Below are 16,034 nucleotides of genomic sequence, written 5' to 3'. Positions count from 1 at the left end.
CAACCTGCAAAATCCAATGCACCCGATACCAATCGGTTTTGACATAATTTTGTAATCAAGGTTAACGAGATGACTGCTTCCCCCACCTCAGACGGGCATACACCTGCCAATGCAGGCGCACGCACTGAAGATGGATACCACCGTGGTTTGGGTAAGCGTCAGATCCAAATGATCTCTCTGGGTGGGGCTATTGGCACAGGGCTGTTTTTAGGGGCTGGATCTCGCCTTCAGGCCGTTGGCCCATCTCTTGCCTTAGTTTATCTGGTGTGTGGTGTTTTTGCTTTTCTGATGCTGCGTGCATTGGGTGAGCTTGTGATGTACCGCCCCACCAGTGGCAGCTTTGTTTCCTACACGCGGGAGTTTTTAGGCCCCAAAGCCTCTTATATTGCAGGCACCATGGCCTTTTTTAACTGGGCCGTAACAGGTATTGTGGATATTACAGCCGTGGCGCTTTACATGCGTTTTTGGCCCGTTTTTTCCAGTGTACCACAATGGCTTTTTGCCCTGCTGGCCCTTGTGCTGATAACCGGCATGAACCTAACCGGCGTAAAGTGGTTTGGTGAGCTGGAATTCTGGCTTTCCTTGGTTAAAGTGCTGGCCTTAGGCGGATTTCTGGTTATCGCGCTGGTTATTCTGGCCTTGCGCTACCCCGTAGATGGGCACGCAACCGGGCTGCATCTGATTACCGAAAACGGTGGCTTGTTCCCGCACGGCTTTTTGCCTGCACTGGTATTGGTGCAAGGTGTTGTATTTGCCTATGCCAGTATTGAGCTGATTGGCACCGCTGCGGGGGAATGCGAGGATGTTAAATCCGTTCTGCCGCAGGCCATTAACAACGTTATCTGGCGTATTGCCATTTTTTACGTGGGCACCATTACGCTGCTTGTGCTGCTACTGCCGTGGAACACGTATCAGGCAGGGGTTAGCCCTTTTGTCACCTTCCTTTCCAAGTTGGGCGTGCCGGGCATAGACAGTGTGATGAACGTTGTGGTGCTGACCGCAGCACTCTCCAGCTTGAACTCTGGTCTCTATTCTACCGGGCGCGTGCTGCGCGCACTGGCGCTAGATGGCGCAGCCCCGCGTTATTTGGCCCGCATGAACAAACAGGCCGTACCTTCTGCAGCCATTCTTTCCACTGTGGCCATATATCTTGTGGGCGTGGTGCTGAATTACTTTATCCCCAGCCAGATTTTTGAAATCATGCTCAGTCTGGCCTCTCTGGGTATTCTCAGTACGTGGTGTTTTATTGTGCTGTGCCAGATTCAACTGCGCAAAAAAATCCGCCGTGGAGAAATTGCCCCCACCTCTTTTCCGATGCCGGGCGCGCCATTTACCTCGTGGCTGGCTCTCGCCTTCTTTATTGGCATCGTTGGGCTGATGGCGTTTGATTACCCAACCGGAACGGCAACAATATGCGCCATTCCCCTGCTGGCTTTGGCGCTGGCATGGGGCTGGCGCCGCATTCGCTCCGTTCCGGAACATAACGCCGTGCCACAAACCGTTCCTTCCGTTGTGTTGACGGAAGATTTTTTGGTTCCCCATGAAGGGTCAGACAGATCATGATTCAGGCAGCCAGTGTATTCTCCTCCCTCCAGGCACGTGCAGGCGTTAAGTGTTGTCCTGTTGTTTGTCGCTCTTTGGTAGGCACATTGCTGCTTTCTGTCGGCCTTTCCGCAGCACATGCTGCAGATACAGGCAATAGTGCTGCTGCGGGGTCTCAAGCTCCGGGGGAAGCCCGCCCGCAATGGTATACGGGGTCTCTCGTTTCGCCTTCTGGCGCGCTTTCCAAGGCAGGTGTGTTCGCGTGGGAACCTTACGTCAGCTATAATCTGCCTGTGGGATATCTGGATGCAAACGGCAACAGCCATCCACTACATCCACGCCAGCAATCTGTTTCCAATTTTACGCTCTACAAATACTCCATTACGGATTCCATCAGTATTCAGGTTACTCCCACGATCAGTTATTTGTGGAAGAAGAAAGCTGGTACAAGTAGCGGGCTCAAATTCGGAGATCTGCCAGTTGATTTAATGTGGCGTTATCTGGATGCAGATCCTGCACGCTATATTCCGGCTCTGAGTGTATTTGCTGGGGTTGGTTTTCCCACAGGTAATTATCAGAGGCTGGGCCGAGCAGAAGATGGTGTTGGATCGGGTGTTTATACATTCCGCTTAGCCTTTACGGAACAATCCACTTACACACTACCGGGCCAGCATGAACTGCGCTTGCGTATGTGGGGAACCTTCCGCCGTGCGCTTACAACCGCGCATCTGCATAACGTCAGCAGTTACGGCACAGATGTTGGCTTCCGCGGCACAGCGCAACCCGGCATGTACGGAGAAAGCGGGTTTTCTCTGGAATTTGGCATAAACCAGAAATGGGTTTTGGCCATGGATCTGGCGCGAGACTGGGCAGATGGGTCTCACATTAAAGGCCGCACCCCAACAAGCGGCAAAATAGAACGGATAGACCGCATTAACAGTTCTTCAGGAGACTGGCTGATAGCCCCTGCTGTTGAATACAACTGGTCCCCTCGTTTTGGGGTTATTGCGGGGGTTTCAACCTATTTTGCAGGCCACAATACCGGGTTTTCGGTTTCACCACAGGTGGCATTTAATAGTGTGTTTTAACCGTTGCGCATTGAAAATAAAAAAGAGCGGAGTTTCCTCCGCTCTTTTTTATATCACCGCATTTGGAAAATCTGATTATTCCACCAGCTCTGGATGACGGAACTCCATCACCAATTCCAGATCATAATGTGCGGCCAATGCTTCTGTTGCTGTGCGCGAAGAATTATGCACACGATAACGACACAGAATTTCTGGCAGGTATCCGGGTTCTAGCCCTGCATCAATAAATTTCAGCCAGAAATCATAGTCTTCCCAGCCTTCTTCAATATGAGAGAAGCCGCCAACCTTTTCCCATGCGCTTTTACGAATAAGCGCCATCACATCCACATAGTTATTCTTGCGCATGCGTGCGGCATCCCAGATATCGGCATGGCCAATACCTTTGCGGTCTCCAAACTCTTCAATCTGGGTATAAACTGCCGGGAATTTGCCCTGCAAAAGCGCCGTGTAGATTTTTTCCAGCGCCGTTGGGTAAATGGTATTATCAGCATCGATAATAAACACATACTCAGACTGCGCATATTCAAACGCCATATTGCGCGAAAATGATGGCCCCTGATTACGCGGGTTGGTCAAACACTGCAGGCTATAAAAACGCTGCTTGTTTTCCTCCATCCATTCCGCGATCACATCAACGGAATCATCCCGCTGGGAGCAGTCATCAACAACCACAATTTCCAGATCAGCATGCGTTTGGTCTGCAATGCTATCCAGACATTCTTCAATAACAGAAGCATAATTGAAGTTGGTAACGCAGACCGTAATCAGGTTTTTAGGCTTCCGGGATTTTTTCTTATAGGAAAAAACAACTTCCGGGCTGGGGTCCCATGGCTTGATAACGCTCATTTCACAGTGCTCCACACAGCAGAAATATAGTTTTTGAGATCGATATTCTTGGAGTTGAATATTTTCTCATCTTGCAGAAGATCAAAAATATTCTGCTGAATTCTGGCAGCTTCTTTTTGCCCATCTTCAGTCTGGGTTAACCATTCTACCAGATTGGGCATATGCCGCGGCGTTTCAGCCAAGAAATGCTCACCTTCCTTATACAGCGGATGAGGGAAGCATTCTTCTGTTACAACAATGGTGCCGGAAGCCATGCCTTGTTTAACAATCCGGTGCCATTCAAAAAAGCAGTTATCATCACGATGAATATTCAGCGCCACCTTGGAATTTTCTGCAACATAGCGCGGGAGTCGTGAAAGGATATCGTAAACCCCGGAGGACGGAATAGGCCCTTCTGCCTTACGATAATAAAAGAAGCACTGATAGTTGGAGAAGAAGGCCGCTGACCGCGAAAAGAATTTTTCGCGCTTGCGGGAGGCGTTCCCAAAAAAGCTGACATCAATAGCGCGTTCGGCAATTGGCCGGAATGGGGTAGACCCTGTTTTAGCCCCTTCTGGCAAAATACGCACCAACGGATGCTTTTTGTCTGCATCAGTAAGCTTGCAAGCTTCTATTTTTACCGGCGGATCAAAGTGGAATACTGGCAGCCCAACATCGGAAAAGGATTTAAGATTCTGATAACACAGATCCATCACCCCGGCTGACATGAGAATGTACAGAATCCCACGCGTGAACCAGAGTGTCTGGGGTTGTTCTGTATTAAACATGATGGATTTTCTAATAATCTCATCACGTTTCCAGATTTCGTTTCCATCCAAGAAGAAGAATTCGTGCGGAGCACAGAAAATGCAAAGTTCAGGCGTGTCTTCTTCTGGTGTTTTTTCAGTAAGTACCTTGGCGTTCAGGCCAGCATTACACAGATATTCACTGAGGCACTCTGCCAATTCCTGAATAAAGGAATTGCCTTCGGAATGGTAGAATACCCCAATCGTTTTAGGGAAATTCTTGCCGTAAACCTTATCAGTGATTTTATAATTAACGTCGTGCTTACACTCATTGCCCAAAAAGCGAACAATGGAGCGTTTGGAAAAAATTTCTCGCCCTTCACCAATACCGTAAAGTAATGCGTGGCGTGCTGTTGGCATACTTGCGGATGAAACATCGCTGTTCATACGCACGTAATCATCTTCGTTAAAAAACGGGTATTTCTTTAATCTATTTAGAGCATTCGTAATGGAAACATACGAATATTCCTGCAAAAGACCTTTTTCAAAGAAAAACAGATGGTCATTATTTCTAATATAATGCGCGAATGGGTTTTCATTTTTCCCAATAACATTTTTATAAAGATTATAATATATTTCTGTATTGAAATTATCATTAGGATTACGGTTTTCATGTACACCGTAAAGAACATAATGTATAATTGGATCAAGACCAGATTTTTTTACATCAGGATTTTCTTCAAGATAAAATTCACTATCGAATTTTCCCGAATCAATTATTGATTTTATATCTTTTTTATTCCAGGCGGTCAAACTTACCATTGCATTTTCCGTTTGAATGCTATCACTATTTACAGGTACTTATACCAAATATAAATTTTTATGCTGAAAAACACAACAGTTAACTATTCCTCTACATAAATTTATCATACTTATCTACGCTTTTCGTAATCTCCCCCCTTCGATTAATTGCTTGAAAATACTTTCTTTCAACTCGTCGGAAGATTATAAAGATGTTAATCATGTAATATGAATTGAATTTTTATAATCTCTCAATGAGGCTCCATTCTCTTACCCATCTCTCTTGTTAAACAAATCATCCCTCCACTGCCAACCCAAACAAAATAAGAGCTATATTGGCGGAGTTCTTTATGCCTACAACAACAAAAAATAATTCTCCTCTTGCATCTCCGGATTTTCTATTCCCTACAGATCTCCAAAAAACAGAGCGCAAAATTAATCGCGTTCTTCTTGTTGGTTCCTGTTTAACTTCCTTATATCTGGAAGCCTTTAAGGGATATTATCCAGATATAAATTTTGATTACATCCCTTACAATTTTGTAAGTATTTTACCAAAATCTCCGCCCGCACCAGCAGATCAGTACGATCTACAATACGTGCAAATTCCACTACGCACCGTTTTAAGTGACCGTGTGGTAGAAGGCTTTCAACTAAATGATCCGGCTTTTGCAGAAAGCATCCTGCACGATGCACTCAACACGCTGGATGTCATGCTGGATGCCGCACTGCTTTACAACCGCGAACATGGATTACTGACATTTGTCTCTAATTTCATAGTTCCACAAATGAGCACCGCTTCCAGCATGCTCTCACAAGGTACAGAAACAGATCTCACCTACATGGTAAGACGCCTGAACATGTATCTGGCCCAGAAAATTTCCAGTTATAAAAATGCTTATGTGCTGGATGTTGATTCTGTTGTGTCCTCTTTAGGCAAACGTTATGTGCTGGATGATATTATTTACTTCCACACCCATGGCGGCCTGTCTTTTCAGGATTGGGATGATTTCGGTGCGATTGAGCGCAATGAACCCATTCCTGCACTGGAAACCATTTATCCCATTCATCGGGAAGAATTTGTTAAAACCATCTTTCGCCAGATTGTTGCCGCCTACCGCACTGTGCATCAGGTAGATCAGGTTAAGGCCGTTATTTTTGATCTGGACAATACCCTGTGGCGCGGCCAGATAGCTGAACATTATCGGCCAGAAGCACAACCCTGGCCACGCACAGATGGTTGGCCCGTGGGTTTGTGGGAGGCTGTTCACACCTTACGCGCACGCGGCATTCTGGTGGCGATCTGCTCCAAGAATGATGAAGCCTATGTGCGCGAACGGTGGGATGACATTATCAACCCGCAGTTTATCAAACTGGAAGATTTTGCCTCTGTCAAAATCAACTGGGTTCCCAAACCAGAAAACATTGCCGCTATCTGTCAGGAGTTCAACATCAAGCCCAAAAGCGTTGTGTTTGTAGATGATAATCCTGTAGAACGCGCTTCTGTTAACACGGCTTTTCCTGAAATTCGCACAATTGGCGGCAACCCGTATCTCACGCGCCGTATCCTTTTATGGTCGCCCGAAACACAGGTTGCTCGTCTCACGCAGGAATCCGCCAAGCGGGAAACCATGATCCGAGGACAGATTGCCCGTGAAGAAACACGCGCCAGCCTGAACCGTGAAGAATTTCTGGCATCCTTGGAATGTACGGTTTCCCTCACCTACATCACAGATACAGAACAACCGGAACTGGCCCGCGCGCTAGAGCTTACAAACAAGACCAATCAGTTCAATACTTCTGGCACACGCTGGACATTTCAAGAACTCTCTCGCTTTTTAAGTGAAGGCGGAGAGATAATTGTTGCAACTGTTCAGGACAAATTCACCAATTACGGATTGGTAAGTGTGCTTTACCTGCGCAATAATGAAATTGTGCAATTTGTTATGAGCTGCCGCGTTTTGGGCATGGAAGTTGAAAAAAGCATTGTTGCTGATGTTGTCAGCCATGTTCGGGAAAAACATGGAAATGTCCGTATAACGGCTTCTATCCATAACCTTCCAGATAATACGCCATGCCGTAACATTTATAAAGATTGTGGCTTCCGGGAAGATTGGGTTTCAGAAAACATTCACTATTACATTCTGGATGAGACGAAAGAAGTGGAATTCCCATCTCACATAGAAGTTGTAGAAGAAGTCTGACACTTTTATTAAAACATCATAAATAAAAAAGGGGCGTATGGTTTTAATACCCATACGCCCCTTTTTAAACTTTAGAGCCTACTAGCGCAGAGGCCGACCTTCCTGAAAACCATAACAAATATAATGGATGAAAGGCCCCGGCCCAAACCCTGCGACATCAGGATTCACGCGCAGATAGGAAAGGCTATCAAACAGCGCGTTAGGGTTTCTACCTTCCTTAGCGCCATAATCCAGAAAATGTTCAAGCGGATCTACGCCCGCCTCACGAATATCTGGGTAAGCATTAAGGTACCACTGACTATCAAAGAAGATAGCCGCCCGACGTTCTTTTTCAGCTTCTTGTTCCACAATACCCGCCTGAGACTGAAGTGCCAATGCAATTTGTTCTGCTGCTGGAGCCGGTGCTGGCTCTGCTACAGGAGCTATTTCAACTTGTTCTGTAACCTGAGGCTCCGCTTCTGGTTCATGTGTCTCTAACACTGCGGGAGCCGCAACCTTTTTACGTGCCACTTTTACACGAGAAGAACGAACCTTACCAACAGGCTTTTTTTCACCAGACACCGCAATACCCCCTCGTGATCTTTTGCATATCAAGAACTTCAGCACGTAAATGATTTTCTGACAGACCTAATACAAGCATAACTATTTTTCTGTCCAGAAAATACTGACACCAAATTCCCTCGTAATATTGTTAACTTCTAGACACGAGAAAAACAAACACGATTTACAATGTATCCGTAAAATGCACAGAAAGAACCTTTCTTAAAACATTTACGAATACATGTAATCCATTACCAAGTAGGCGTAGGCCCCTTTACAATAACCGCAAGATCATCTGGCCTGATCCACTTACGGAATGCGGCCTGTACTTCTGCACCTGTTGCCTTGTAATAAACTTTTGCGCCCCGATCCGCATTATCAAGCGGCAAACCCAGATCTTCCAAATAAAGATACTGCGCAGCAATTCGGGCCAAACTCGCTCTGGCAAGAGGCAAGCTCCGCAGGAGTGAAGCCTTGGCCAAAGAAAGCTCTTCTGCTGTAGGCGGTGCAGACTGCATGGCTTTCAGGTCTTTCATGACAACATTCCGCGCTTTACCAACCTTATCCGGGTCTGCACCATAATTAACAGTATAGGCGCCGCGCGTACGTCCCCAATCAAAGGAACTGCTTACAGAATAAACATAACCTGTTTTCACCCGCATATCTCTATACAGACGCGAGGAGAACAGGCCGCCCCCCAGCACTTCATTGCCCAACTGTAGCAGGAAATGATCAGGATTTTGTGCCGTTAGCCCCAGTGTTTCCGCCAACACAACATCATTCTGCACGCTGCTCTTATCAGGCACCGTTGCGCGGGATGTTTTGCTAAGTGGCACGGTAGGCAAATTCACATCAGGTGCCGGGCCTTCGGCTTTCCAGCCACCAAAAGCTTTTTCTAATACAGCCTGTGCTTTTTCGGGCGTGATATCACCTGTTACAACAATAGTTGTCAGATCCGGGCGCCACGCATTTTGGTAATAATGCAGCACATCATCACGGGTTATGCTCATAATAGATTCAGGCGTAGCATCACGCTGTGTCGGATCTGTTTCCGGCAGAATGGCAGCCTTGATAGCTTTATCAAACAAATGCCCGGGGGATACCAGTTCCCCAGCCTGAGCCTGTGCCAACTGCGTACGCACAACCGTAAAATCTTTTTCAGGGAATGCTGGATGCAGTTCATTTTCGGCAAGCAGATCCACACCCTTTTCAAAATCAGGCGTAAGAACTTGTAAGGAGAAATTGCCCCCGGCATCTTCCCATGCTGGCACATCATCAAGCGCTTTCTGGAAAGCCAGACGATCATGCTGCGTTGTGCCGTAGGAGAACAGAGCTTCCGTTAAGCTATGCACGCCCTCCTTGCCCTTGGGTTCCTGCAGTTCGGGCGTCTGGCGGATTTGGCCAGAAAGCTGAATGGTGTGGCTGACATGAGAAGGCCAGACAATCAGCTTGATACCATTAGATAATGTGCTAACCGCAGGCAGCGGTGTCGGTTTAGGTTCTTCCAGTTGAGCCAGAGCTTTTTCAGCCCATTGCGGCAATTTCACTGGCTTATCCGGGGTGGTTGCAAAAGATTCCGCCCCTCCAAACCCTTTACCAGAAACGGCCTTGCCTGATGCTTCCGGGGTAAGAATGGCAGACACAGCATGTGCTGGATCAAGCAGCTTTGCAGCCAGATCATTTACCGCCTTTGGCGTAACAGCCTGATAAGCAGCCACCAGATCACCCGGGCTATCTAGGTTCTGAAATGCCAATGCGTTGGACCAGATAGATGCCAGACCACTTACAGAATTGGCAGAAAACTGAAGCTGGGCAATTTCTTTCTGCTTTGCGGCTTCAACCAGTTCTGCTGGCACGCCTTCCTTACGGATTTTTTCCAACACAGCTTTCATGGCGTTCATGGGGCCAGAAGCATCTGCACCTTTAGGAAAAGCCGCAAGCGCCAAACCAAAACCAGCTTCTTTTTTAGGAGCGTATTCAAACCCTGCGTACAACGCCTTGCCCTGCGGTACCAGATCATACAGGGCACCACGCTGGCTGGAGAGCACATCTGAGAGAATATCAGCCGTTGCAAAATCTGCTGAAGAACTGCCTGCCATGGGGAATGCAAGCGTGGCAAACCCAACAGGATAATCTGTAGAAAGTGTGAGTGTTTTAGCAGGCGGCGCTGCGGGGGCTATCTTACGGCGCTGCGGCAGATCCTTACGCGGGATATCGGCAAATGTATCCTGTACCAGTTGCAAGGTAGAAACAGGGTTAATATCCCCTACAATCACCAGCACGGCATTATTGGGGCCATACCATTTTTGGTAAAAATCTTTCAGATCCGCCGCCGTGGTTTTATCAAAGGAAGGCCGCGTGCCCAGTGCATCGTGTTCGTAAGGCGTGCCTGCAAACAAAATGCCCTGCAACTGTTCCAGATACCGATAGGCCGGGCTTGAAAGATCACGCGCAACTTCCTGCTCAATCGCGCCACGTTCTTTTTCCCAATCCGCTTCAGACAGGGTTAAGCCATTCATGCGCAGGGCTTCAATTTTGAGCAGAACAGGTAAATCCTGTGCCTGCGCTGTATAGAAATACTGCGTTACATCTTCGGTTGTATCTGCATTGTAACTGCCGCCCAAACGCGTGCCGATAGCTGCAAGCTGGTCTTTATCCAGCCCTTTGCTGCCACGGAACATCATATGTTCCAACGCATGCGCCGTGCCCGGAAACCCATCTGGCACTTCTGCCGAGCCAACAAGATAATTAATTTCTGTGGTTACAACCGGGGCCAGCCGGTTAGGCACAATAACCACCTTGAGGCCATTAGGAAGCGTTGCGCGCACAACCTGCGCACTGCTTAGGCTAGGAGGCACAAGAGCGGACGGCATACCCGGTGCGGCATCCTGAGCATGAGCCAATGTGGGAGAAAGGGCAGTTCCCCCCAACAGGGCCAGCGTTATAGCCAGCAGTGAAAAACGTGTGCGGGCAGCAGACGGCTTGCGAAAAATCATTCAGGCTTCCTGTTCATGCAGAAACAGATCAAAAAAGAAAAGTTACTGCCCCAACTGAGGCAAAGGCAACTTTTTAACCAGTGCAGAAAGTTTATGCCGCCGCAGTTCAGACCGGGCGCGTGCATCTTCTGTCATGTAATTTAATTGGATGGTATAGCGCTGCCCCACAAACTGCTTATGCCCATGCCATGTTGTTGGGCCGTTGGGGAAAATCAGCAAAGTGCCATCTACAGGCGGCACTTCCTTGGCGTAATCCTCTATATCATGCGGGCCACGCAAAAGGCGCAAACAGCCTTCCTGCCGTTCCCATGCCTCCCCCGCCCCTGATGGATTAAGATACAGCAAAATGGTTACACGCTTGGCCAATGAATCCGTATGGATACGGCCATCTTTTTCTCGCGTGCGCCCACGAATGGTCAGCATGGAAGGTGCATGATCGAGATTGAGGTGAAATTTTTCCGCCACGATTGTCTTTAACCGTGGGCCTTCCAGTTCTTCCACCAAATGTTCCATAAGGGGAGAAAGCTGCAAGGACTCTGGTGGAAAAGACCCCCCAGACACAATATGCGGCCGATGCGCAAACAAACGCCCCAGATCTTCTGAACGGATAAAATGCGGCACCACCACATGCGGGAAAGGATCAGGGGCAACAGAAGCCTGTTCCAGTGCTGTATAATCCGGCTGGATAAAAGTATCTGACGTTGTCATGCCGTAATGTCCGCACAAATAAGGGTTTGCTATGCGGACGGTAGAAGGGTTAAGCGGCAGAAACAAGGCCTGCCGCAATATGGGTGTTATTTCCGCTTTTTCCGCCTGGCTGCCGGATCATATCCACCCCCGCCCGGCCCTAGTGGCCGTGGCACCTTATCTTTTTTAGGTTTGCGGCCACTTGTCTGAGCTTTTCCTGCTGTTGAAGCCGCTACCGGAGGCGGTTCCAGCCCAAGCTGCAAGGCTTCCAGCCGCTGAATTTCATCTCGCAACCGTGCCGCAGTTTCAAACTCCAACTCTGCTGCGGCAGAACGCATACGCTTTTCCAACCCGGCAATAGCGGCTCCCAGATCCTGCCCCACAAACTCTGCCACGCCCGTATCTTCATCCGGCGCAATGGTGACGTAATCCTGTTCGAACACAGAAGACACAATATCACTAATATGCTTGCGCACACTTTGTGGCGTAATGCCGTGTTCTGTATTCCACGCTATCTGTTTTTCGCGCCTGCGGGCTGTTTCCTCTACTGCGTATGTCAGGGAATCCGTCATTTTATCTGCATACAGCAGAACCCGGCCCTCTACATTTCGGGCCGCACGGCCAATAGTCTGGATAAGAGATGTGCGGGAACGCAAGAACCCTTCCTTATCTGCATCCAGAATGGCTACCAGCGCACACTCTGGAATATCCAAACCTTCTCGCAGCAAGTTAATACCGATGAGAACATCAAATGCCCCCATGCGCAGGTCTCGGATAATTTCTATCCGTTCCAGTGTATCTACATCGGAATGCAGATACCTTACCCGAATACCGGCTTCATTCATGTAATCGGTTAAGTCTTCCGCCATGCGTTTAGTAAGCGTTGTCACCAACACACGGCCACCTTTGGCAATGGTAGTCCGACATTCTGCCAACAGATCATCCACCTGATGTTCTACAGGCCGAATAATTGTAATGGGGTCCACCAACCCGGTGGGGCGAATAACCTGTTCAGCAAACACGCCACCTGTGCGTTCCATTTCCCACGGGCCAGGTGTGGCACTTACAAAAAGGCTTTGTGGGCGAAACTTGTCCCACTCCGCAAAATTCAAAGGCCGGTTATCCAAGCAGGAAGGAAGCCGAAAACCAAACTCTGCCAGCACGGATTTGCGCGCATGGTCTCCGCGTTCCATGCCGCCAATCTGCGGCACTGTTACGTGGCTTTCATCTACAATCAGCAGTGCATCTTCTGGCAGATATTCAAACAGGGTTGGTGGTGGATCACCCGGTTTGCGTCCAGAAAGATAGCGGGAGTAATTTTCGATCCCTTTACACACCCCTGTTGTTTCCAGCATTTCCAGATCAAAGGTGGTGCGTTGGTCCAGCCGTTCTGCTTCCAGCAACTTGCCGGCCTTTGTAAACACATCAAGCTGTTCACGCAGTTCCTGCTTGATACCCTTAATGGCCTGATTCAACGTTGGACGCGGTGTGACGTAGTGGCTGTTTGCGTAAATTGTAATTTCCTGCAGATCAGCCGTTTTTTCGCCCGTTAGCGGGTCAAATTCTATCAGCCCGTCAACTTCATCGCCAAACAGAGAAACACGCCAGGCCCTGTCCTCATTCTGCACGGGAAAAATGTCAATTGTTTCACCACGCACCCGGAATGTGCCACGTGCAAACGCAGCATCATTCCGACGGTACTGTAATTCAACAAGGCTTTTTATAAGCTTATCCCGGTCTATCTCTCCGCCCAGCTCCAGCTTCACCACCATGCGGGAATAGGTTTCTACAGACCCAATACCGTAAATGCAGGAAACAGAAGCCACGATAATTACATCGTTCCGCTCCAGCAGCGCCTGCGTGGCCGCATGGCGCATACGGTCAATCTGTTCGTTTATCTGGCTGTCTTTTTCAATATACGTATCAGAACGTGGCACATAGGCTTCTGGCTGATAGTAATCGTAATAACTTACAAAGTATTCTACAGCATTATTAGGGAAAAACTGCTTCATTTCTCCATAAAGCTGGGCGGCTAATGTTTTGTTGGGCGCAAGAATAAGTGTGGGTTTTTGCGTGGCCTCAATAATCTTGGCCATGGAAAAGGTTTTGCCCGAACCCGTAACCCCAAGCAGAACCTGATCGCGCTCTCCGGCTTCTACTCCGGCTACAAGTTCACGAATAGCCTGCGGCTGATCCCCTGCCGGTTCGTATTCTGACACCACTTCCATACGCTTGAGGCGTGGACGGGGAGCCTGCTTTTCCGGCTCGAACAGAACGGGGGGAAGACTGGCTGCACGCTCGCTTAATGAAGGGCGCTTTTTGCCACGTGCCGCAGAGGAAGAAGTTTTGGAAGCCATTGCTCAAACATGGGCTGCCGCAACCCCTTGCGCAAGATATGAAAACACACAGGCCGTTACAAAACAGCCCTAACGCACCACATGAAACAGAATGCGGGAAAGCGGGGTATGAGAAAGCACAATCACCACCAGCCCCAGCCCGATGCCAACACGCCCGCCGATATAGGTACACGCCTGAGAAAGCTCATCCCGGCTGGCCATATCCATAAACGGATCAAGCCCTTTATAATCAGCCAGTGCGCGCATGCTCCGATAGCGAGAGAGTGCATCTGCCCCTAACCCGGCACGGCTAAACTGCTGGGCACTGTAGTTATCCAGATCTTCCTTACGAAACTGAATGGCCCCTGCGCCCTGAGAAACAGATTTGGGCCCACCCCCAAGCATTTCCAAAAATCTGAGCCTTCGGGCAGGAATACCCAAATATTCCGCAGCCTCTGCCCGCCCCAATACCTGCTGAAGCGGAAACATACAGACTGTCGCCTGCTCAGGCTCAGCCTGATAAGGAGGGTGCGGCTCTTTCATAACTTAACAGAGTGCGAAAAAAGCCACATCTGAGTCAATGCGTATGGGCCACCGCCAGCCTTGCGAGTAGAACAGGGCTGGATAAGCCAGCCCTGTTCCTGTTCCGCCAGATTAAGCCCGCAAAGGCGGCGCCATAAACTCCGGACCTACCGGGTCTTTAATATCCTTGGCCAGAATTGCATCAATAGCCTGCATATCTTCTGCATCCAGATTCCAGCCAAAAGCATCATCCACACCTGCAATCTGCTCTGGCTTACGTGCACCCCACAGCGCAATAGTTGGGCCGCGATCCAACACCCAGCGAATAGCCAGTGCCAGCATGCTTTTGCCATGCTTATTGGCAATGGCTTTAAGGTCTTCCACGGCCTGCAAATACTGGCCAAAACGCGGCTGCTGGAACTTGGGATCTGTTTTACGCAGATCATCCCCTTCAAACTTCCGGTCTGCCGTCATGCGGCCCGAAAGCAAACCACGGCACAGAGGGCCATAAGCCAGCACCACCAGATTGTTTTTTTCTGCATATGGCAGCACATCGCGCTCTATTTCGCGCTCAAACAGGTTGTATGGCGGCTGCACAGCAGAAACAGGTGCAAACTTCCGGAATTCATCCATCTGCGCGGGTGAGAAATTGCTCAGCCCCAAGGCTTTAACCTTGCCACTTTTCACCAGATTTTCCAAAGCACGGGCTGTTTCTTCAAACGGTGTGCATGTATCTGGCCAATGAACCTGATACAGATCAATATAATCTGTGCGCAGGCGGCTTAAAGATTTTTCAACTTCCTCTTCAATCCGTGCGGGCCGACTATCCCGGAAAACCTTTCCATCCTGCCAGTTCAGCCCCACCTTGGTAGCCAGAATAACGCGGCCACGCCGACCTTCCAAAGCCTTACCAATAACTTCTTCAGAATGCCCAAATCCATAGACTGGTGCTGTATCAATCATGTTGATACCAAGCTCCAGAGCTTCATCTATCGTCCTGCTGGCGTTTGCATCATCTGCGCCACCCCACATGGAACCACCAATGGCCCACGTGCCAAGCGCAATGCGGGAGGCTGGTTTGGCTATACCCGGAATGGCAATTGTATCTGCCGACATAAGATGTGCTCCTTGATAGCTAATTTATATTTTCCGCGCACAACATTCCGCACGGTTATGGCTGTATTTAACACGCATTTTCTGCATTTGGGCAAAGAGAAAAAACAGCCCAACCCCTTTTACGCAGATAAGGGTTGACCAGCATTCATGACCTTCTACACTTCCCGATCATGAAAACATCATGCCATTCCTGCCTTCCGCGTTCCGGTGTTCTTGCTATTGTGCGAAGGCAGAATAATTTTCTGCTTGTCCGCCGCGCTAAAGCACCAGATGCCGGATTATGGGGTTTTCCCGGCGGGCGGATTGAACCGGGGGAAACTATTTTTTATGCCGCAGAACGCGAGCTTTTAGAAGAAACATCCTTATCAGCAAAAGCAACTTCTGTAATAGATGCATTTGATAGCTTGCATTATGATGCCCATGGAAAGCTGGAGTTCCACTACATCATTCTTGCCGTAAGGTGTGAGGAACAAGAACACCCCCATAACCCCGTACAAGCTGGTGATGATGCCTTGGAGGCCCGTTGGTTTTCCTACCAGGAAATCAGCACACTAGGGGAGCGTGCCAGCGCACGGCTGCACAGTCTGGCACGTCAGATTTTGAAAATGGAAGATCCCACTTACCTCACCTGACG

At 48.8% G+C, this 16,034-nt stretch carries 12 protein-coding genes; 4 read left to right on the top strand and 8 right to left on the bottom strand.

What is annotated here, in order from left to right; all coding sequences use genetic code 11:
• Positions 1-69: 69 nt before the first annotated feature.
• A complete protein-coding gene (locus ACP7IZ_RS05065; protein WP_426848109.1) occupies positions 70-1,563 on the top strand; it encodes an amino acid permease in 1,494 nt (497 codons plus the stop codon).
• Positions 1,560-2,630: a hypothetical protein gene (locus ACP7IZ_RS05060; RefSeq protein WP_426848108.1), complete on the top strand. Its 1,071-nt coding sequence runs from the start codon at positions 1,560-1,562 to the stop codon at positions 2,628-2,630. The genes ACP7IZ_RS05065 and ACP7IZ_RS05060 overlap by 4 nt, the downstream gene beginning before the upstream one ends.
• Positions 2,631-2,705: 75 nt before the next feature.
• Here the strand turns inward: ACP7IZ_RS05060 and ACP7IZ_RS05055 are convergent, their stop codons facing one another.
• Both ACP7IZ_RS05055 and ACP7IZ_RS05050 read right to left on the bottom strand, forming a co-directional pair.
• A complete protein-coding gene (locus tag ACP7IZ_RS05055) occupies positions 2,706-3,476 on the bottom strand; it encodes a glycosyltransferase family 2 protein (protein ID WP_035352815.1) in 771 nt (256 codons plus the stop codon).
• The gene (locus ACP7IZ_RS05050; RefSeq protein WP_035352854.1) at positions 3,473-5,023 is read right to left on the bottom strand and encodes a hypothetical protein; all 1,551 of its coding nucleotides are present in this window, start codon (positions 5,021-5,023) and stop codon (positions 3,473-3,475) included. Before ACP7IZ_RS05050 ends, ACP7IZ_RS05055 begins: the two co-directional genes overlap by 4 nt.
• Before the next feature lie 329 nt (positions 5,024-5,352).
• Between ACP7IZ_RS05050 and ACP7IZ_RS05045 the strand changes: the two genes are divergently transcribed.
• On the top strand, positions 5,353-7,203 hold the full coding sequence (locus ACP7IZ_RS05045) for an HAD-IIIC family phosphatase (RefSeq protein WP_426848107.1): 1,851 nt from the start codon (positions 5,353-5,355) through the stop codon (positions 7,201-7,203).
• Positions 7,204-7,284: 81 nt separating this feature from the next.
• Here the strand turns inward: ACP7IZ_RS05045 and ACP7IZ_RS05040 are convergent, their stop codons facing one another.
• The 6 genes from ACP7IZ_RS05040 to ACP7IZ_RS05015 form a co-directional block, all read right to left on the bottom strand.
• Positions 7,285-7,764: a hypothetical protein gene (locus ACP7IZ_RS05040; protein WP_426848106.1), complete on the bottom strand. Its 480-nt coding sequence runs from the start codon at positions 7,762-7,764 to the stop codon at positions 7,285-7,287.
• A gap of 230 nt (positions 7,765-7,994) precedes the next feature.
• Positions 7,995-10,739 carry a M16 family metallopeptidase gene (locus tag ACP7IZ_RS05035; RefSeq protein WP_426848105.1) on the bottom strand — a complete coding sequence of 915 codons (2,745 nt, stop codon included), beginning with the start codon at positions 10,737-10,739 and terminating at the stop codon, positions 7,995-7,997.
• Positions 10,740-10,781: 42 nt separating this feature from the next.
• Entirely contained in the window at positions 10,782-11,447 is a 666-nt protein-coding gene (locus ACP7IZ_RS05030) for a 2OG-Fe(II) oxygenase (protein ID WP_426848104.1), read from the bottom strand.
• Positions 11,448-11,533: 86 nt separating this feature from the next.
• Positions 11,534-13,783, bottom strand: a complete 2,250-nt coding sequence (uvrB, locus tag ACP7IZ_RS05025; protein WP_426848103.1) for an excinuclease ABC subunit UvrB — start codon at positions 13,781-13,783, stop codon at positions 11,534-11,536.
• Between the two features lie 69 nt (positions 13,784-13,852).
• Entirely contained in the window at positions 13,853-14,305 is a 453-nt protein-coding gene (locus tag ACP7IZ_RS05020; protein ID WP_426848102.1) for a helix-turn-helix transcriptional regulator, read from the bottom strand.
• Positions 14,306-14,416: 111 nt separating this feature from the next.
• Entirely contained in the window at positions 14,417-15,400 is a 984-nt protein-coding gene (locus ACP7IZ_RS05015; protein WP_426848101.1) for an aldo/keto reductase, read from the bottom strand.
• 134 nt (positions 15,401-15,534) lie between these two features.
• Here ACP7IZ_RS05015 and ACP7IZ_RS05010 point away from each other — a divergent pair, with 134 nt between their 5' ends.
• Positions 15,535-16,032 (top strand): NUDIX hydrolase, encoded by a 498-nt coding sequence (locus ACP7IZ_RS05010; RefSeq protein WP_426848100.1) that lies wholly within the window; start codon positions 15,535-15,537, stop codon positions 16,030-16,032.
• Positions 16,033-16,034 lie beyond the last annotated feature (2 nt).

This window comes from Acetobacter sp. AAB5, from assembly GCF_050106715.1.
Taxonomy (GTDB): domain Bacteria; phylum Pseudomonadota; class Alphaproteobacteria; order Acetobacterales; family Acetobacteraceae; genus Acetobacter; species Acetobacter oryzifermentans.
Note: the sequence above shows the minus strand (reverse complement) of the source record. Positions and strands in the feature narration are given on the sequence as shown.